The organism is Olleya marilimosa CAM030 (assembly GCF_000518485.1).
Lineage (GTDB): Bacteria > Bacteroidota > Bacteroidia > Flavobacteriales > Flavobacteriaceae > Olleya > Olleya marilimosa.
Genome location: NZ_JADR01000002.1, coordinates 27,210 through 47,238, shown reverse-complemented (window position 1 = coordinate 47,238; position 20,029 = coordinate 27,210). Strand labels below are relative to the sequence as shown.

The following is a 20,029-nucleotide window of genomic DNA, read 5'->3' as shown; positions in this document are numbered from 1 at the left end:
CATAAAATTTGAGTTATAATTTTTTCCGTCAAGCGGAAATTATAACTAGCTGTAAAAATAAGAACTTTAAGATAGATAAGTTATAAATCCATCTTAAAATCTGTTTGGTTTAAGGTTTTTACTTTGTTAATTTTACTTTTATCTGTATCTTCAAAACTTATAATAAACAACCATGATTTATAGACTTTTTTTATTTTTATTTGTCGTTACTTCTGTAAGTGCACAACAAACTACGTTGGCAGATAAAGCCCAATTACAAGCAAACTCAATAGTTAAAAATGTAGCGTTTCAAAACATTGGACCAACCGTTATGAGTGGTCGTGTTGTAGATTTGGATGTAAACCCAGAAAACCCATCAGAATTTTATGTTGGATATGCTTCTGGAGGTGTGTGGCAAACCATAAATAATGGGACAACTTTTGAGCCTATTTTAGATAATTCTCAAACCCAAAATGTAGGTGATATTGCTGTGCATTGGCCAACCAGAACTATTTGGGTTGGAACAGGAGAGAATAACGCATCTAGATCGTCTTATGCAGGAGTTGGTATGTTAAAGTCTACGGATAATGGTCAAACTTGGCAACATGTTGGATTGCCTAATTCTCAACATATTGGACGTATATTGATTAATCCTAATAATGTTAATGAAGTGACTGTTGGTGTCACAGGTGCTTTATATTCAAAATCTGAAGACAGAGGTGTTTATAAAACCACAGATGGTGGCCTTAATTGGACTAAAACATTATACGTGGATGATGTCAGCGGAATTATTGATATGCAACATGTACCTGGAGATTATAACACCATGTTTGCTACTGCATGGACAAAAGATAGAAAGGCTTGGAATTTTGATGGAAGCGGTAACAACTCGGCAATTTATAAAAGTATAGATGCTGGAGATACTTGGGATAAAATATCTACAAAAAATAGTGGTTTTCCAGTAGGTAATGGTGTTGGACGTATTGGATTGGCTATTTACGATAATGATATTATTTACGCTATACATGATAGTCAATTTAGACGACCGTCAAGCGGAAATAATGCAGTGAGACGAGGTTTGCAAAAAGATGATTTTAAAACAATGAGCACGTCTGAATTTTTAAATTTAGACGATAAAAAACTGAATGGCTTTTTAAAAATGAATGGCTTTCAGGAAAAATACAGAGCAGAAAACGTGAAGCAAATGGTACGCAGCGGAAACGTAAAGCCAATTGATTTAGCTCATTATTTAGAAGATGCAAACTCAATGTTGTTTGATACACCTGTAATTGGAGCTGAAGTTTATAAAAGTACAGATGGTGGACAAACGTGGTCTAAGACACACAACGATTATTTAGACGATTTATATTATAGCTATGGGTATTATTTTGGACATGTATATGTATCTCCTGCAAATCAAAATGACATTTATGTTTACGGAGTGCCAATTTTAAAATCTAAAGATGGAGGTAAAACGTTTACGTCTATAAGTGCAGAAAATGTGCATGCAGACCACCATGCGCTTTGGATTAATCCTAAAAACCCAAATCATTTAATTAATGGTAATGATGGAGGTGTTAATATTACATATGACGATGGTGTTAATTGGATAAAAAATAATTCGCCATCTGTAGGACAGTTTTACGCTATAAATGTAGATAATCAAAAACCATATCGTGTTTATGGTGGCTTACAAGATAATGGTGTTTGGGTTGGTGCAAATAATGCACCTGAAGATAAAAGTTGGCATCAAAATGGAGAATATCCATGGAAAAGTATAATGGGTGGAGATGGTATGCAAATCCAGATTGATAATCGTAATCCAGATATTGTTTATACAGGTTACCAATTTGGTAATTATTACCGACTAAACCGAGCGTCTGGCGAGCAGACTTACATCCAACCAAAGCATGAGCTTGGCGAAAAACCGTATCGTTTTAATTGGCAAACACCAATTCATTTGTCGGATCACAATCAAGATATTTTGTACTTAGGTGGTAATAAATTAATGCGATCTTTAGATCAAGGTAATAGCTGGAAAGCTATTAGTGATGACTTAACACAAGGTGGAAAATCAGGGAATGTGGCTTACGGTACCTTAACTACGATTAGTGAGTCTCCTTTTGAATTTGGTTTATTATACGTTGGAAGTGATGATGGATTAATACATGTGTCAAAAAATCAAGGTGCAACCTGGAGTAATGTTTCAGGCAATTTACCTAATAATTTATGGGTAACACGCGTAGTGGCTTCAATGCATAAAAAGGAACGCGTTTACGCAACATTAAATGGTTATCGATTTGACGATTTTTCTACCTATGTTTACATGAGTGACGATTATGGTCAAACTTGGAAGTCTATAAGCGCTAATATTCCAACAGCTCCAGTAAATGTAATTGTAGAAGATCCTGTAAAGGAAAATATTCTGTACTTAGGAACAGATAATGGAGCGTATGTAAGTTTTAATAATGGAGACCAGTGGGAAGCATTTTCTAAAAATTTACCTGCTGTAGCTGTGCATGATATTAAAACACAAAAAGAAAGCAACGATTTGTTATTAGGTACGCATGGTCGTGGTATCTATAAAACCAATCTTTCTGCGTTACAAAAGTATGATTCTAGTATGGTTTTAAGTAGTAAAATGACCATTTTTGATTTAGATCCAATTAGGTATTATTCGCGTTGGGGAAATTCATGGAGCAAATGGATGCAACCGTATGAGCCTAATACGACTATCCAATTATTTAGTGCAGTTTCTGGTAAAAAAGAAGTTGAAATCCTTACAGAAAGCGGTAAGCAAATACAATCGTTTTACGTGAATTTAGATAAAGGATTTAATTTTATTGATTACGATTTAACCATTCATGAGAAAGGAAGAAAAGTATTGTTGAAAGAAAACACTTCTATTGATATCAATAAGGCTAAAAATGAAAAATACTACATTGTTAAAGGGAAGTATCTAATTAAAATTGATGGTGTCGAAAAAGCTTTTGAAGTCGAATAGCATAAATAGTGTAACACTATTTAAAATGTCGCCTCTTTTATAGTAAATCGTCCATATGAAACAGGCAGCATTAATTATAGTAATCATTTGTTTAAGTTTAAGTAGTTGCAAAAAAAGTATCGCAATAAAAAAAGAGTCCTACACTGTTTTAATTGATAAGGCAATGCAATTGTCAAAGGACGAAGATTCTTTAAAATTAAAGGAAGCACTTGTTACTTATCAAAATGCGTTTAATAATTATCCAGATAGTATAGACGATTATTCTAAGTACAATGCAAGTGTCATTGCTAGTCGTTTAAAAATGAATGATGTTGCTTTTAAGTATTTGCAACCATTGGCAGAATTAATAGAGGATGACGAAGGTTATCCAGGTTGGGATTATGTCTTAGGAGACTATGCAACAGAGGACTATTCAAATTTATTTAATGATAAACGATGGTCTAGTTTAAAGCAAGCTGCAATATTAAATCAAATGCAGTTTTTTGATAATTTGGCATCAGATGAAGCTGAATTTTTTAGCACTAAAAAAGGAGCTTCAATTGATAGTCTAAGTGCGGAGCAACTTTATAATTATATTAAAAGTCAAAACAATTTTTTGCCCAAAAAAAAGCAAGATTATTCTATTTCATTTCAAATAAATGATACGTCTAGCACGTCTTTTTTTGTGCATCTACCCAAAACGTATAATCCAAACAATCAATATCCAATGTTGGTTTTTTTACATGGAGCTATACGCTACACCACATTATCGGATTATGAGACAAAAAGTAATTTAAAATACGCTAATACAAAATATACCAAGCGTGCAGACGCTAATGATGTTGTTTTAGTGTTTCCAAAAGCTGATAAAAATTTTAATTGGATGATTGGAGATGAAGGCTTTTTTATGGTTCCAGAAATTATTAAGCAAATAAAGTCAGCAATTAACATTGATGATGATAAAGTATTTGTTTCTGGTCACTCTAATGGAGCAACTGGGTCGTTTTCATACTTAATGAAGCAACCAACACAATTTGCTGGTTTTTATGGTTTTAATACACATCCAAAAGTCTATACTGGCGGAACATTTATAGAGAATGTAAAAGCTAGAAGTTTTATTAATTTTTCTACAGATCAAGATTACTATTATCCGCCAAATGCAAATGATAGTTTAAATAGCATTATGTCTAAAATTAAGGCGGATTATAAAGATTATAGGTACAATGGCTTTCCGCATTGGTTTCCAGATTTTGATGAGGCAGAACCTGCTTATGATGTATTGTTTGAAGATCTTATTAAGCGAAAAAGAAATCCTTTTTCAAAAACATTGCAATGGGAGTTTGACGACAATGCACATGGCACTATTGATTGGTTAAATACTATTAAATTAGATACTATCAAAACGACTAAAGTGTCGCAAAAACCAACTAATTTTAAAATTACAAAATGGCTAAAATTAGATGATAATGATAATGCTATAGCGTTTGATGTTAATCAAAATGCATTTGATTTTCCTAGGCAATCTGCAAAGATTAATGCTAAATATACTGATAGTGTATTTGATATAAATACAGAAAAGGTTGGGTCGTTTAATATTTATATTTCACCAGAAATGGTAGATTTATCTAAACCAGTAAAAGTAATCGTAAACCATGTTTTAGTTTTTGAAAAAATCATAGGTTATGATGACGTATTTATGATTGACCAGTGGAATGCCAACATGGACAGATCCCAATTATGGGTTAATAATATAAATATTACCTTACATTAAAGCTTTATTACTTAAACCCATTCTAAATAGTACAAAAAAGTTTTAAAATTTGTTAGTATATCGCTTGTGGCTTATCTTTGTATAACAAATAATTAACTTCAATTATAATGAGCGGAATTTTAAATTCTTCAATAGGGAGAAAGTTTGCTATGGCACTTTCAGCACTCTTTCTAATGATTTTTATTTTACAACATTTTGCAATTAATATTCTTTCTGTATTTAGTCCAGATGCTTTTAATGAAGCGTCTCACTTTATGGGAACGTTTTGGGCAGTACAATATTTACTGCAGCCAGTATTAATTCTTGGTGTAATATTTCATTTTGTAATGGGATTTGTTTTAGAAATCAGAAACAACAAAGCAAGAGCAATTAGCTATGCTAAAAACAATGGAGCTGCAAATTCTTCTTGGATGAGCAGAAACATGATTTGGAGTGGAGGTTTTATACTTGTATTCTTAATCATTCACTTCATCGATTTCTGGATTCCAGAAATTAACACCAAATATATTGTTGGTGACATGTCTGGTACGCTACCAAGTGGTGAGTTTAGATACCACGAAGAGCTAGTACACAAGTTTAAAGATTTATGGCGTGTAGCGCTATACTGTGTAGGGTTTGTATTTTTATCATTACACCTTTTACACGGTTTTAATTCTGCTTTCCAATCAATTGGAGCAAATAACAAATACACAAAGGGATTAAAAGGATTTAGTAAAATTTATGCAATTGGTGTGCCAGTAGGTTTCATCTTCATTGCTGTTTACCACTTTTTAAACCACTAAAAAATAAGAGATATTATGGCTTTAGATTCAAAAATACCTCAAGGTCCAATTGCAGACAAATGGACTAACTATAAAAATCATATCGACTTAGTAAATCCAGCTAACAAGCGTAACATAGATGTTATTGTTGTTGGTACAGGATTAGCTGGTGGATCTGCTGCTGCTACTTTAGCAGAACTAGGATATAACGTAAAAGCATTTTGCTTTCAGGATTCTCCAAGACGTGCGCACTCAATTGCAGCACAAGGAGGTATTAATGCAGCAAAAAATTATCAAGGAGATGGTGACTCAACTTACAGATTGTTTTATGATACTGTAAAAGGTGGAGATTACCGTTCTAGAGAAGCTAACGTTTATCGTTTAGCTGAGGTTTCAACTAATATTATTGACCAATGTGTTGCTCAAGGTGTACCTTTTGCACGTGAGTATGGTGGATTATTAGATAACCGTTCGTTTGGTGGTGTATTAGTATCACGTACGTTTTACGCAGCAGGACAAACAGGTCAACAATTATTATTAGGAGCTTACTCTGCTATGAACCGTCAGATTGGTCGTGGTAAAATCAAAATGTACAATCGTCATGAAATGTTAGACGTTGTTAAAGTTGATGGTAAAGCTCGTGGAATTATAACACGTAACTTAATTACTGGAGAAATTGAAAGACATTCAGCGCATGCTGTAGTTCTTGGTACTGGTGGTTATGGTAACGTTTTCTTCTTATCAACTAACGCGATGGGAAGTAATGTAACAGCAGCATGGAAAGCACACAAACGTGGGGCTTACTTTGCAAACCCTTGTTACACACAAATTCACCCAACATGTATTCCGGTTTCTGGAGATCATCAGTCTAAATTAACATTGATGTCTGAGTCTTTACGTAATGATGGACGTATTTGGGTGCCAAAACATATGAAAGATGTTGAGGCTATAAAAGCAGGAACATTAAAACCTGTTCAATTAGCTGAAGAAGATAGAGATTACTACCTAGAGCGTCGTTATCCTGCATTCGGAAACTTAGTACCTCGTGATGTTGCCTCTCGTGCAGCAAAAGAGCGTTGTGATGCTGGTTTTGGAGTTAATGCAACAGGAGAAGCTGTATTCTTAGATTTTGCTTCGGCAATTCAACGTTATGGTAAAGAAGCTGCTCACGTTAAAGGTTTAAACGAAAATGATGCTGCGCTTGTTAAAAAATTAGGACAAGAAGTAATCAAAAATAAATACGGAAACTTATTCCAAATGTATGAGAAGATCGTAGATCAAGATCCATACAATACACCAATGATGATTTATCCAGCAGTACACTACACAATGGGTGGTGTTTGGGTTGATTATAACTTAATGACAACTGTTCCTGGATTATATGCAATTGGAGAAGCAAACTTCTCTGACCATGGTGCTAACCGTTTAGGTGCATCTGCGTTAATGCAAGGTCTTGCAGATGGATATTTTGTATTACCTTATACTATTGGAGATTATTTATCGGATGATATTAGAACAGGTCCAATATCTACAGATACTAAAGAGTTTGCTGAAGCTGAAGCTGAAGTAAGAAAAAACATTGACCATTTAATAAATAATAATGGGACACACTCTGTTGATTATTTCCATAAGCGTTTAGGTAAAATCATGTGGAATAAATGTGGAATGGCAAGAAATGCAGAAGATTTAAAATCTGCAATTACTGAAATTTCTGAACTTAGAGCAGAATTTTGGAAAGACGTTCGTGTGCCAGGAACACAAAATGAATTTAACGAAGAACTTGCTAAAGCAGGTCGTGTAGCAGATTTCTTAGAATTAGGAGAGCTATTTGCTAAAGATGCTTTACAACGTGAAGAGTCTGCAGGTGGTCACTTTAGAGAAGAGTACCAAACAGCAGAAGGTGAAGCGATGCGTCGTAAAGAGTTTCAATACGTATCAGCTTGGGAATACAAAGGAGAACCAAAAGATGCTATACTTCATAAAGAAGAATTAGCATACGAGAATATTGAAGTAAAAGAAAGAAGTTATAAATAAAGAAAAGCTATGAATTTAACGTTAAAAATTTGGCGTCAAGCAAACGCTAACGATAAGGGGAAAATGGTTGATTACCCAATCAGCAATATATCTCCAGATATGTCTTTTCTAGAAATGTTAGACGTTTTAAATAACGAATTAATAGAAAAAGGAGAGGCTCCTGTATCTTTTGATCACGATTGTCGTGAAGGGATTTGCGGTTCATGCTCATTATATATTAATGGTGAAGCACATGGTCCTGACCGTTTAATCACAACGTGTCAGTTACATATGCGTACGTTTAAAGATGGTGAGACTATTACTATTGAACCATGGAGAGCTAGTGCTTTTCCTGTAATTAAAGATTTAGTAGTAGACAGAACAGCATTTGACCGTATACAACATGCAGGTGGATTTATTTCGGTAAACACATCTGGAAACACGATCGATGCTAACGCGATACCAGTTAACAAACAAGATGCAGATGATGCTTTTTCAGCAGCAACTTGTATTGGTTGTGGTGCTTGTGTAGCGTCTTGTAAAAACTCTTCTGCAATGTTATTTGTTGGTGCTAAAGTATCACAATTTGCATTATTACCTCAAGGTAAAGTTGAGGCTACAGAGCGTGTTTTAAACATGGTTAAACAAATGGATGAAGAAGGTTTTGGTAACTGTACTAACACTGGAGCATGTGAGGTAGAATGTCCTAAAGGAATTTCTTTAGAGAATATTGCTCGTATGAATCGTGAGTACTTATCTGCTGCCTTAAAAGGATAATACATTTCTGCGAAAGCACAAATAATAATACACAAAAACCCAAGCCAAATGCTTGGGTTTTTTTATTAGATTTACCTCTTAGAATTAACTATAGATTTATGAAAAAAATAAATATATTATACACAGCAATTATTGGTTTAATAATAGTAGGATGCAAAACACAAAACACGTCTAAACAAAAAGAAGACGCTGTAAACACCTCTGAAACGGTTACAAGTACTACGTTAGATATCGATTATTATTTTGACACCAACGCCTTAATTGAAAATATTAAAACGTTATCATCAGATGTATATGAAGGTAGACGCACAGGAACAAAAGGTGCAGCTTTAGCCAAGGATTACATCATTCAAAAATTTGAAAAACTAGGTGTAGATCCTTTAGGAAGTAATTTCCAACAGCCTTTTACTTTTGAAGCAGGTAAAACATACAATGCTACAAATATTTTAGGAGTTATTAAAGGTTCCACACATACATCAAAGTATATTGTATTATCTGCACATTACGATCATGAAGGTGTAAAAAATGGTCAAATATATAATGGAGCAGATGATGATGCATCAGGAATTAGTGCGTTGTTCGCTTTCGCGGAATATTTTGCCAAATACCCACCAAAACATAATGTTATTTTAGCAGCTTTTGATGCTGAGGAGTTAGGTTTAAAAGGTGCTTACCACTTTGTTAATGACAATGTTATTCAGCAAAAAAATATTGTTTTAAATTTAAATATGGATATGATTAGCAGAAGTGATAACAATCAACTATTTGCTGTGGGATCAAGATATTATCCTCAATTAAAGCCAGTTTTAGAAAACTTTAATGATATTGGTAAAGTAGATCTTTTAATTGGTCACGAAGGTTTAGGTGATGGAGATAATTGGACTTATTCTAGTGATCATGCAGCGTTTCATAAAGCTAAAATCCCGTTTATTTATTTTGGTGTTGCAGATCATAAAGACTACCATAAACCGACTGACGATTTTGAAAATATTGATCAACAATTTTTTAAGGATGCAGTACAAACAATTATAACCGTATTTACCGCATTTGACAGTTTAGAATTTTAAAAAAAATGGCAAACCATTTAGAGTATTATAAAAGCAATATAGATAACTATACTAAGGAAGTATCAAAGCTTTACAAGCAACTTACAACATTAAGTATAGCAAGACTTTTAGTGTTTATAGCTACAGGAGTTAGCGTTTACTTTGCTTTTGGAAACTGGCAAATTTTGATAGGGATTGTTGTTATAGGTGTTATTGGTTTTATTTATTTGTTAAATAAGTACACCAATTTAAAACATACATACGAACTAAAAAAAGTTTTAGTCACTATTAATACTGAAGAATTACAGTTTGCAAAAGGTGATTTTTTTGATAAAAGTGAAGGTTTACAATTTCAGGATACTAATCATAATTATGCTTTAGATATTGATTTATTTGGTAAAGGAAGCTTTTTTCAATTTATAAATAGAACAACCAATAGTGAAGGGTCTAAAACTTTAGCTAATTGCTTAAAAGCAAATAATACAGACGCTATTGTATCAAGGCAGGAGGCTATTAAGGACTTAGCTAATAAGTCTGATTGGAGACAAGTATTTCAGGCTAATGCTAGCTTAATTAAAGTTGATACTAAAGCTAGTACTATTTTAAGTTTTTTAAAAACGCATAAGTCGTTTATACCTAAATATTTTAAGGTGGTTCCGTTAATTATTAGCGCACTTTCTCTAATAATAATCGGTTTAGCTGTAGCACAAATTATTCCTGCTGCAATAATAGGATATTGGTTATTTGTTGGTTTATTTATTACTGGTCGCTACGTAAAAAAAACAAATGCATTATCTGCTAATACAGACAGGATGCGAGACACGTTTAGACAATATGCATCACTATTAAGTGCTATTGAAAACGAATCGTTTACCTCTAAATTATTATTAGCAAAACAAGCTAAAATTAAATTAGAAGACAAAAAAGCATCCCAAATATTACACGAATTATCTAAAGCAATGGATGCATTGGATAATCGTAATAATTTAATTTCGGCAATTTTTGGTAATGGTTATTTTTTATCAGATATAAAAAACGCCTATCGTATTGAACAATGGTTGGAAAATTACAAAGACAAAGTTGAAGATTGGTTTGAGGTTGTTGCGTTTTTTGATGCTTATAACAGTTTAGGAAACTATGCTTTTAATCATCAACAGTACATCTATCCTCAAATTGTGGATAAACAAAGTGACACAAAAGTAACGCAACTAGGACATCCTTTATTAAAAACAGAAAAAAGAGTTGATAATGATTTTGAAATAAAAAATCAGCAGTTTTTTATTATTACAGGAGCAAATATGGCAGGTAAAAGTACATTTTTACGTACAGTATCTTTACACATTGTTATGGCTAATGTTGGTTTACCGGTTTGTGCAACAGCATCAGTTTACAGTCCTGTTAAATTAATTACAAGCATGCGTACAAGCGATAGTTTAACAGATGATAGTAGTTATTTCTTTTCAGAATTAACACGTTTAAAATATATTGTAGATGCTATTAAGCAGGATAATTACTTTATAATTTTAGACGAAATCCTAAAAGGAACAAATAGTACAGATAAAGCTATTGGGTCACGTAAATTTGTCGAAAAACTTGTAGCAAGTCATGCAACTGGCATTATTGCTACGCATGATTTAAGCTTATGCGAAATAGAAAAGCATTTAGAAGAAGTAAAAAACTACTACTTTGATGCGCAAATTATTAATGACGAATTGTATTTTGATTACACCTTTAAAAAAGGAATTTGTCAAAATATGAATGCTAGTTTTCTGCTTAAAAAAATGGAGATTGTTTAATAATTTAATTTCAAAAATTTATCTTGTTTATTAGTTGTGAAAGTTTTTTTATCTTTAGAAATCTTTAAAGCCTGAATATTATGACCATAGTAAATCCAATAATTTTAATTCTTAGCGCAATACTTGCAGTAATACTAATTTTAACTAGTTTAATATTTATATTTAAGAACGAAGAAAAACCGTTATTTAAACTTTTATGGACTCTGTTTGTGATTTTTGTGCCAATATTTGGTTCAATTATATATATTATTAAATACTTTGTTGAAAATAAAAGGATGAATCATACTTATGCAACATAACGCATAAAAGACGTTTTGCATATTATTAATGACCTATGAAAATCAAATACTTACTTTATTTTGGAATATTAGTAATGCTAGGATGTGGTTCAAGCGATGCAGTTAAAAAAACATCTAAGCGCACAACCTATTATAAATGTTTAGATACTATTGAAGCTAAAGCTAAAATGAAATTTTACAGTATGACTATTCCTGATAGTTGGTGTACTTATGTAGGGTCTCATGATGTTGTATCTCATGCTCCTAATAACTTAAAAGACTTGAGAGAAAATGAATTTAAAAATGGGATATATGTTATGTCTCCAAATTCAGAGTCATTTAAAAGTAAAAACATTGAAGAAGCATTAGAGCGTCATTTTTTAAGTGTTAAAAATGCTTCGTTTTTAACGCCAAAGGTTAGGTCACAAGTGCATCCAATTTATGGAAAATATTATATTGTTACATCAAAAAGTATTACAGATGGTTTCAAAGTAATTAGATTGTCAACCTTATTTAATCACAACAACAAAGACTATTTAATCTATTATTCTGTTATTGAAAAAGATGTCGATACTTATATTGAAGACGCTATGTCAATTATTGAGACCTTTAAAATTTTAGAGCAATAAGACCATTAAGGATTTTAAAAGCATAAAAAAGCCTGTCAATGTATACGTTACACGACAGGTTTTTTTTGTAATTATTTAGCAGACTATTTTTTCTTAGGATGTACTAATTTCATTTCGTCAATTAAATGTGTTGCTCCAGCATATTTGTCTACAATAAAAAGGACGTAGCGTAAGTCAACCATAATGTTTCGGCAGATTTCAGGATCATAATTCATATCACTCATTGTGCCTTCCCAAACACGATCAAAATTAAGACCAACTAGGTTTCCGTATGCATCAATTGCTGGACTACCAGAGTTTCCTCCTGTAGTGTGGTTAGTTCCTAAAAAGCAAACTGGTACTTTTCCGTTACTATCTGCATATTGACCGTAATCTTTGTTTTTATGTAGCTCTAATAATTTTTCTGGGACATCAAACTCGTAATCACCTGGCACATATTTTTCTACAACACCATCTAGGTAACTTACAGGGTTGTAGTATACAGCATCTCTAGGAGAATACCCTCTAACCTGACCATAAGTAACACGTAAAGTACTATTAGCATCCGGAAAGTAGCGTGCATTAGGTAACGCTTCCATTAAAGCTGTCATGTACTTAGTTTGTAAAGCAGTTATTGGTTGGTTTTTTTCTTGGTAGGCTTTGTCAATAGTATTGTAAAACTCAGTAATCATTGGTTTTGCATATTGGTATGCAACGTCCTTATTTAGCTTTTTTAATACCTCTTTAGCGTTACCTTCTAACAGTTTTAAAGCTTGATCTAAATTAGTAAAAGCGGTTTTGTCATAGATAGATGTTTGTACATTTTTATTATAAAAAGGCATCACATTATTAAATACACCTTTGTCTACATCTGCATCATAATTTTTATGAATACCTTGCAATGTTCCAACTAAACGTGCTTTTGCTTTTTCAAAATTTTCTGGGTCAGCTTTTATAGCTTCTTCCATTTGATAGGCTCTAAAGGTCATTTGCATTAACTCGTTGGTAACCAAAAAGACTTCAACAAAATTTCTGCGTTTAATATTAATTGGACCAAAATCTTTGTAAAGGTTATCAAACTCAGGAAGGATGTTTCCATATTTATCTTCTAGATTTTTTTCTTTTAAAGCTTTGGTAAAAGTAGCTTCAAAAGCACGTCTTTTAGCAACAGCATCACTTTTTTTGATTCCTAAATTTTCTCCAATCCATTTTTTCCAAGCGTTTGCAATACGTGCTTGTTTAGATGCGTATTTAATACGTACAGCATCGCTTTCTTTCATTTTAGCGTCAATGACTTTTAAAGCAGCTTCACGAATAGCAATATTTGTAGGGTTAAATTCTTCTGTAATGTGTTGTATTGCTACAGCAGGAAGATATTCGCTAGTTGTACCAGGAAAACCAAATACCATTGTAAAGTCACCTTCTTCAACGCCATCTAAAGAGACTGGTAAAAAATGCTTTGGCTTGTATGGTTTGTTGTCTTTACTGTATTTTGCAGGTCTGTTGTTAGCGTCTGCATAAATCCTGAACATTGAGAAATCTCCTGTATGTCTAGGGAAAACCCAGTTGTCTGTATCGCTTCCAAATTTACCAATGCTTGTTGGAGGAGCACCAACTAATCTGATGTCTTCAAAACGCTCTGTAACAAACAGGAAGTATTGGTTTCCTTCGTAAAATGATTTTACTTTAGTGTCTTGCCAAGCTTCTTTAGCAACCGTTTTTTGGTAAGTATTACTATTTCTATCTATTAATGATTGTTTTTCTTTTTCAGTCATACTGTCTGTAATTCCAGCCAATACTTGTGATGTTACATCTTCAATTCTAACAATAAACTCGATGTATAAACCTTCGTTTGGCAATTCTTCATCCAAAGACATTGCCCAAAAACCATCTTTTAAATAATCGTTTTCTAAAGACGAATGTGATTGTATTTGACCAAAACCACAGTGATGGTTGGTTAAAATCAAACCTTTATCGCTAATAACTTCGCTGGTACAACCACCATTAAAATGTCCTATGGCATCTTTTAAGCTAGAGTTGTTTACGTCGTAAATATCTTTAGCAGTAAGTTTACTACCAAGATTAGTCATTTCGGTCTCATTCATACCTTCTAATAACGAAGGAATCCACATACCACCTTGTTGTGCGGACACTTGGATGGTAATAAACAGTAAAAGGAATTTTAAAAATTTCATGTTTTTTTGATTTTATATGCCATCAAAGATAAAAAACCAACAAATAATAAATTGTTAAAATAGATTAAATAGTAAGCATTTATTGCTTGTTTGCTTGATTGATTTTTTGAATCATTTCCAAAGCATTTTTATCCTCTGGCTGCAACGCTAATACTTTATTGTAATTAATTAAGGCTTCAGTATAATTATTGGTCATAAAAAAAGCTTCGCCTAAACTATCATACACGTTTGATTTATATGGAAAAATTAAAGTGTTTAATTTAAAAGTATATAACGCTTTATCAAATGCTTTTGCACGCAAATACACGTAGCCTAAAGTATTTAACTCACGACTACCTTTAACAAACTCTGATAGTTGAGCGACTAATTTTGTTTCCTCTGTATTTAGTTGCTCTATTGTTTTAGTGGATAGTAAATATTGGATATAGTCTGCAGCAATGTAATTAAAACTATAAGGTTGGTTGGTTATAATTTTTTCAATATCACGTTCCAGGGTTTCTATTGGATGCTCTACAATGCGGTTAATTTCTTTACCATCTTTATAAAAAATAAAAGTAGGCACACGATGGATGTCGTATCCTTTTTCTTCTCCATTTGGTCCTTGTTTGTAGTGCTCTTTTTGATTGTCTAAAGCGACAACTTCTAGATTATCTAGATTATAATTTGCTGTTTCTAATACTTTGTAAAAACGCGGGACTTCTTTTTTGCTATCACCACACCACGTACCTAAAAATACTTTGATAGTATAATCTTTTAACGATTCAGAGAAAGTTTCTACCAGTTTATCATTAACAATATAATGGTCATGGTTTGTATCAAACCACGCTTTGTAAGTGTCTTTTTGGAGTCCTTCTTTGTTAATTACACCTAATAATTTGGGTTTTCCGTCAGGATCAATAACCTCTTGGTTTAGGGTTTGTGCAAATGCAGTTGCATAACTAATAATAAAAATAAAAAGGGTGACTAATGATTTCATAATGTATTGGTTTTTTGATTTACTCAAACCTATTTATTATATTTTTTAATAAATAAAAATGTTAACCAACTGCGTACTTAAGATTACAAACAGCAATTATTTATGCAGTTTGCATTGCTTTTATTGGCTTTTGTACTTTGTTTTTTGATGGTTTTAGGTTTTTAGATTACTTTCAGACGTGCTATGACAGATTTAAAAAAACACACGTCACAAATTTTAGTGCACCTCTTGGGATGGATGCTATTTATATTTGTATCGCTATATATATTTTCTAGATATTATTGGGCTGAAAACCCTTTTTTGCAGTATTTATCTATACTTGCAGTAATTGTATATATTAATCATTTTATACTCTTGCCATTTTTTGTAAAACGAAAATGGTATATTTTTTATGGGTTGTTATTTATGACAATTTCATTTTTAGCCACACAAGTCTATTGTAATGTTTTTGCACAGTGTGGTTGCTCTATAATGAAATGCTTAAGTGATTATTTATGGCAAACCTTGGTGCCATTAATATTTTTCTCGTTTATATGGATGTTGTTTCGTTTTTTGGACGAACAAAAGCAAAAAGAAGACCTGATAAAACAACATACTGAAATGGAGTTGAAGTTTTTGAAATCGCAAATTAATCCACACGTATTGTTTAATAATTTAAATACGATTTATTCTTATTCTATTGAAAAACCTACCGAAACTCCAGAACTTATTTTGATGCTGTCAGATAATTTAAAACACGTGTTGTATGATAGTAATGCGCAGTATGTTGATTTAGATAAAGAACTACAGTTTTTAGATAATTATATTAAGTTTCAAAAAATTAGAACCGAAGGTGTAAAGCAAATTAACTATACGACAAGTATCACATCTAATTATTTAAAAATAGGTCCATTATTGTTAATTACCATTATTGAAAACGCTTTTAAACATAGTGTGTTAAATAGTGTTATTTCTATTGAAATTATTGAGGAAAACAACCTTTTAAAATGTACTTGTATCAACGATTTTGAAAATAAAATTACGGATACTACACAATTTAAAATAGGATTAATAAATTTAGAAAAACGGTTACAATTATTATATCCAGAAAAGCACCAATTAGTAATAGAAAACTCTGATAAGTTTAAAGTTGTTTTAACACTACATTTAGTATGACTTGTATAATTATAGAAGACGAATTGCCTGCACAAAATTTGCTTAAAAATTATTTAAGTAAAATTCCCGAGTTACAATTGCTAGCTACTTTTCAGGTAGCAATGGATGCCAATAATTACTTTAAAACTAACATTGTAGATTTGGTGTTTTTAGATGTTAATTTACCTGATATTTCAGGATTAGATTTTATAAAAACGGTAAAAAATCCACCAGCAATTATTATGACTACTGCTTATCCAGAATATGCAGTTAGCAGTTTTGAGTTGGATACCATTGTAGATTATTTGGTTAAACCCTTTGGTTTTGATCGATTTTTAAAGGCTGTAAATAAGGCTGAAGACCGATTTGTAAAACAAGATTTTGTTAATCCAACTGCTGAAGATTCTATTTTTTTAAACGTAGATAAAACACTTCATAAAATAATTTTAAAAGATATTTTGTTTTTAGAATCTGACAGAAACTATATTACTATTACCACTAAAACACAAAAACTATCCTTTATAGATTCACTTAAAAACTGGATCGAAAAACTACCTAGTACTCAGTTTGTTCAAATCCATAAATCATTTATTATAAACACTAAAAGTGTGACTAAAATTTCAGGGAATGAAATCTTTATAACAACCCACAGATTGCCTATTGGAAGAACTTATAAAGGTGAGTTACTTAAAAAGTTAAGAATACTTTAAACCGGATTATTTTGTAGGAAATTCTCCTTACTTTTACTTTCTAATTTATAATTAAAATGAAGACAATAAAAATGCTTTTAATACTACTAATTACAGTAGTATCTCATACACTAACTGCTCAAGAAGTGACTTTTGATAATCAATCTTATGTGGTAAAAAACAAAGTTATTAGCTTAAATGGTAAAGATGTTTCTGAAACATTAACTGAATCTCAAAAAATAGAAATTTATAATTTGGCAGACACCAAGAAAGCCGAAATTAAAGCTTCAGAAGAAGCAGTTAAAGCAGCAGATAAGGAAAAACGTCAACAAGAAAAGCAAGCTAAAGCTGAAGCAAGAGAAGTTAAGGCACAAGAAAGAGAACGTAAAGCTGCTGAAAAGGAACGTAAAAGATCTGAGAAAGCTAGAAAAAAATCGGAGAAAGCGCGTCAAAAAATAGAAAAGGCTAACGCTAAAATAGAAAAAGCAGAAAGCAACTTGGAAAAAGCTAATGCTAAATTAGAAAAAGAAACTAAAAAATATCAAAAGCTTGAAGCTAAAGGAAAGCTGTCTCCAAATGACATTGAGAAATGGGAAGGTAAACTTGAAAAGTTAAGATCAAATATTACTAAGGCAGAACAAAAACTGAATAAATTAAAGTAGTGGACACTGTATTAAATATTGCAATTATTCAGTCTGATTTGGTTTGGGAAAATCCTGAACAAAACAGACTGAATTTTTCAGAAAAAATAAATGCAATATCTGATACTGTAGATTTAATTGTTTTACCAGAAATGTTTACTTCTGGATTTACTATGTTTCCGCAATTTGTTGCAGAAGCTATGGATGGTAAAACCATACAATGGATGCAGTCCTTAGCAAAAGCAAAAAATGCAGCAATAGTTGGTAGTTTGGTTATAAAAGAGCATGATAATTACTATAACAGACTAGTTTTTGTGCATCCAAATGGTCTCACTGACACATATAATAAGCGACACACTTTTACGTTGGCAGGAGAGGATAAAGTATATAAAAAAGGGAATCAAAAACTAATCATAAACTATAAAGGTTTTAAGATTAGACCTTTAATTTGTTACGACTTACGTTTTCCTGTTTGGTCCAGAATATCAGAGGATTACGACATACTTTTATACGTGGCTAATTGGCCTAAAAAAAGGATTAAAGCTTGGGATACTTTATTACAAGCAAGAGCTATAGAAAATATGTGTTATTGTATTGGTGTTAATAGGGTAGGATTGGATGCTAATAATTTTGAGTATCCAGGACATTCTACTGTATATGATGCTTTAGGCGAAAAATTGGTAGATGTCAACCCAAATACCGAAGCTGTTAAGCTAGTGGCTTTAACTAAATTTCATGTAGATGCTACCAGGAAAAAACTACGTTTCTTGGACGATAAAGATGGTTTTATTTTAGAATAAATTCTTCAATTAAATCCCAGCCAACTCTAACCTCAATAGGTTTTTCAGAATAGCTTACACGCTCTGGGTTTTTAGAAGTTAAATAGACTCCTGTATCATATATTTTATTTTTGTTGGAGTCAAAAATAGCTCTTATATAATACTTGTTAGGTTTAACTAAAAAGAAATCTAAGGGTTCTGGTTTGGTAATATACTTTTCGTATTTAACCTCGTTTTTGTCATCTACTAATTGCACAATCAAAGGGTAAACACCATTTTTAATATTAACACGTACGTTTCCTAAGCTAGATGCTTTAACGGTAGATAAGTTAAAGTTTAAAGTGTCATTGGTATTGTCAAAAAAGTCGGTTACAGTATTTGGTAGCAATCGGACTTTGTATTTGTTGTCTTCTTTTTTATCAAATAAAACCACTATTGTATTTTGTAATGTGTCTAACTTGGTTGTAAAAACAACATTAGTAGAGTCTTTATCCATGATACTAATTTGATTTTTGTCAAATTTGGTAATCGGGATATTTGCCGAAATTTTTAAGGTTTCAATAAAATCTATATTGCTATTAGGTGTCGCTTTAAGTAATAACGAATCTTTTTTATTGTCCTTAATTCTAACCGTAAAGGTGTCAATTTTAGTTTTGTAGCTAACTTTAAAAACTAATGAGTCTACTTCTAGTTTAGGTTTGTAAAAGTAGTTTAAACTGTCGGTTTCTTGATCTTTATAGTAGCTTGACGTGTAGTCTGCAGGTACATTAGACAATAAGTCAATACTCATGTTTTTATAGTCCTTACCTTCAAATCCAAATGCAATTTTTTCACCTGAAACTAATTTTGGTTTGTAAGCTTTGTAGTTTATTTCTTCTTTAAATAATTTTAATTCATAAAAAGCAGAACTGTCTGTTGATACAGTAATATACTCCTCATGAAAACCAATTTTATCTGTTTTTTGGTCAAACTTATTGTTACTATTATTGTCTTTTAATGCTAATAACTTATAAGTTCCAGCTTTTAAGTTTTCTAAGGTAAAATTAGTAGTACTATCCAATGTGTTGGTTACATATTTTGGATTTTTTTTATAAACTACAGAGTCTGTATAAGTCGAATCTACTTCATATAAATTAACAGATATAAAAGGATCTGTGGTACGGTTTAATGCATCCATTACTTTTCCTTTTACTTTTAAAGAATCTATGTAATCACCTGTAGAAAACACATATTTATAATAAGTATAAGGGTTTTCTTCGTTGTTGTCTACTATACTATTACCAAAATTAAAGGCATAGGTGGTATTAGGTTTTAGTGTATCAAATATTTTAATTTTTATATAATCGCTAGAGCTTCCTAATGGTGTTATCTCTGGAGTGATATCCATTGGTGGCGAAATAATAAGCTGTTTAGACAGGTTTTTAATTTTAATATACTCGTCAAAATAGATTCTTATTTCTTTACTATTAAAGTTAGTAGAGTAATTTTTAGGAAATGTTTTTGTGATTTTTGGAGGTGTAATATCCTTTTCTCCTCCAGTAATATTTCCTCTATTAGCACAATTGATAAAAGAGAATGCTATAGCGCACAAAAAACAAAAATT

Annotated in this window: 16 protein-coding genes; 13 read left to right on the top strand and 3 right to left on the bottom strand. The window is 31.8% G+C overall.

Features of this window, described 5'->3' with window-relative positions; genetic code table 11:
* Positions 1 to 172 precede the first annotated feature (172 nt).
* From M890_RS0104195 to M890_RS0104155, 9 genes are all read left to right on the top strand, one after another.
* Complete coding sequence (locus M890_RS0104195) at positions 173 to 2,983, top strand: WD40/YVTN/BNR-like repeat-containing protein (protein ID WP_028282326.1); 2,811 nt, start codon at positions 173 to 175, stop codon at positions 2,981 to 2,983.
* Positions 2,984 to 3,038: 55 nt separating this feature from the next.
* Positions 3,039 to 4,733: an alpha/beta hydrolase-fold protein gene (locus M890_RS0104190; RefSeq protein WP_084553553.1), complete on the top strand. Its 1,695-nt coding sequence runs from the start codon at positions 3,039 to 3,041 to the stop codon at positions 4,731 to 4,733.
* A gap of 107 nt (positions 4,734 to 4,840) precedes the next feature.
* The gene (locus tag M890_RS0104185; protein WP_028282324.1) at positions 4,841 to 5,515 is read left to right on the top strand and encodes a succinate dehydrogenase cytochrome b subunit; all 675 of its coding nucleotides are present in this window, start codon (positions 4,841 to 4,843) and stop codon (positions 5,513 to 5,515) included.
* A gap of 15 nt (positions 5,516 to 5,530) precedes the next feature.
* Positions 5,531 to 7,528, top strand: coding sequence for a fumarate reductase/succinate dehydrogenase flavoprotein subunit (locus M890_RS0104180; RefSeq protein WP_028282323.1), 1,998 nt, complete (start codon positions 5,531 to 5,533; stop codon positions 7,526 to 7,528).
* A gap of 9 nt (positions 7,529 to 7,537) precedes the next feature.
* Complete coding sequence (locus M890_RS0104175) at positions 7,538 to 8,284, top strand: succinate dehydrogenase/fumarate reductase iron-sulfur subunit (RefSeq protein ID WP_028282322.1); 747 nt, start codon at positions 7,538 to 7,540, stop codon at positions 8,282 to 8,284.
* 98 nt (positions 8,285 to 8,382) lie between these two features.
* The gene (locus M890_RS15740) at positions 8,383 to 9,351 is read left to right on the top strand and encodes a M28 family peptidase (protein ID WP_051437440.1); all 969 of its coding nucleotides are present in this window, start codon (positions 8,383 to 8,385) and stop codon (positions 9,349 to 9,351) included.
* A 5-nt stretch (positions 9,352 to 9,356) separates the two neighbouring features.
* Positions 9,357 to 11,126: a MutS-related protein gene (locus tag M890_RS0104165; protein ID WP_028282321.1), complete on the top strand. Its 1,770-nt coding sequence runs from the start codon at positions 9,357 to 9,359 to the stop codon at positions 11,124 to 11,126.
* A gap of 80 nt (positions 11,127 to 11,206) precedes the next feature.
* On the top strand, positions 11,207 to 11,425 hold the full coding sequence (locus tag M890_RS17020) for a PLDc N-terminal domain-containing protein (RefSeq protein ID WP_028282320.1): 219 nt from the start codon (positions 11,207 to 11,209) through the stop codon (positions 11,423 to 11,425).
* 35 nt (positions 11,426 to 11,460) lie between these two features.
* The gene (locus M890_RS0104155) at positions 11,461 to 12,033 is read left to right on the top strand and encodes a hypothetical protein (protein WP_028282319.1); all 573 of its coding nucleotides are present in this window, start codon (positions 11,461 to 11,463) and stop codon (positions 12,031 to 12,033) included.
* Between the two features lie 83 nt (positions 12,034 to 12,116).
* Here M890_RS0104155 and M890_RS0104150 read toward each other — a convergent pair whose 3' ends face one another.
* Both M890_RS0104150 and M890_RS15735 read right to left on the bottom strand, forming a co-directional pair.
* Positions 12,117 to 14,207 carry a S46 family peptidase gene (locus M890_RS0104150; RefSeq protein ID WP_028282318.1) on the bottom strand — a complete coding sequence of 697 codons (2,091 nt, stop codon included), beginning with the start codon at positions 14,205 to 14,207 and terminating at the stop codon, positions 12,117 to 12,119.
* A 79-nt stretch (positions 14,208 to 14,286) separates the two neighbouring features.
* Complete coding sequence (locus M890_RS15735; RefSeq protein WP_036597151.1) at positions 14,287 to 15,183, bottom strand: thioredoxin domain-containing protein; 897 nt, start codon at positions 15,181 to 15,183, stop codon at positions 14,287 to 14,289.
* 183 nt (positions 15,184 to 15,366) lie between these two features.
* Here M890_RS15735 and M890_RS0104140 point away from each other — a divergent pair, with 183 nt between their 5' ends.
* Genes M890_RS0104140 through M890_RS0104125 form a run of 4 tightly spaced genes read left to right on the top strand, consistent with a single transcriptional unit; the run spans position 15,367 to position 18,447 of the window.
* Entirely contained in the window at positions 15,367 to 16,338 is a 972-nt protein-coding gene (locus tag M890_RS0104140) for a sensor histidine kinase (protein ID WP_028282317.1), read from the top strand.
* A complete protein-coding gene (locus tag M890_RS0104135; RefSeq protein ID WP_028282316.1) occupies positions 16,335 to 17,027 on the top strand; it encodes a LytR/AlgR family response regulator transcription factor in 693 nt (230 codons plus the stop codon). Before M890_RS0104140 ends, M890_RS0104135 begins: the two co-directional genes overlap by 4 nt.
* A 56-nt stretch (positions 17,028 to 17,083) precedes the next feature.
* Positions 17,084 to 17,668 (top strand): hypothetical protein, encoded by a 585-nt coding sequence (locus tag M890_RS15730; protein WP_036597150.1) that lies wholly within the window; start codon positions 17,084 to 17,086, stop codon positions 17,666 to 17,668.
* On the top strand, positions 17,668 to 18,447 hold the full coding sequence (locus tag M890_RS0104125) for a nitrilase family protein (RefSeq protein ID WP_028282315.1): 780 nt from the start codon (positions 17,668 to 17,670) through the stop codon (positions 18,445 to 18,447). Before M890_RS15730 ends, M890_RS0104125 begins: the two co-directional genes overlap by 1 nt.
* Here M890_RS0104125 and M890_RS0104120 read toward each other — a convergent pair.
* Complete coding sequence (locus tag M890_RS0104120) at positions 18,434 to 20,017, bottom strand: Ig-like domain-containing domain (RefSeq protein ID WP_316929347.1); 1,584 nt, start codon at positions 20,015 to 20,017, stop codon at positions 18,434 to 18,436. The genes M890_RS0104125 and M890_RS0104120 overlap by 14 nt on opposite strands.
* Between the last annotated feature and the right edge of the window lie 12 nt (positions 20,018 to 20,029).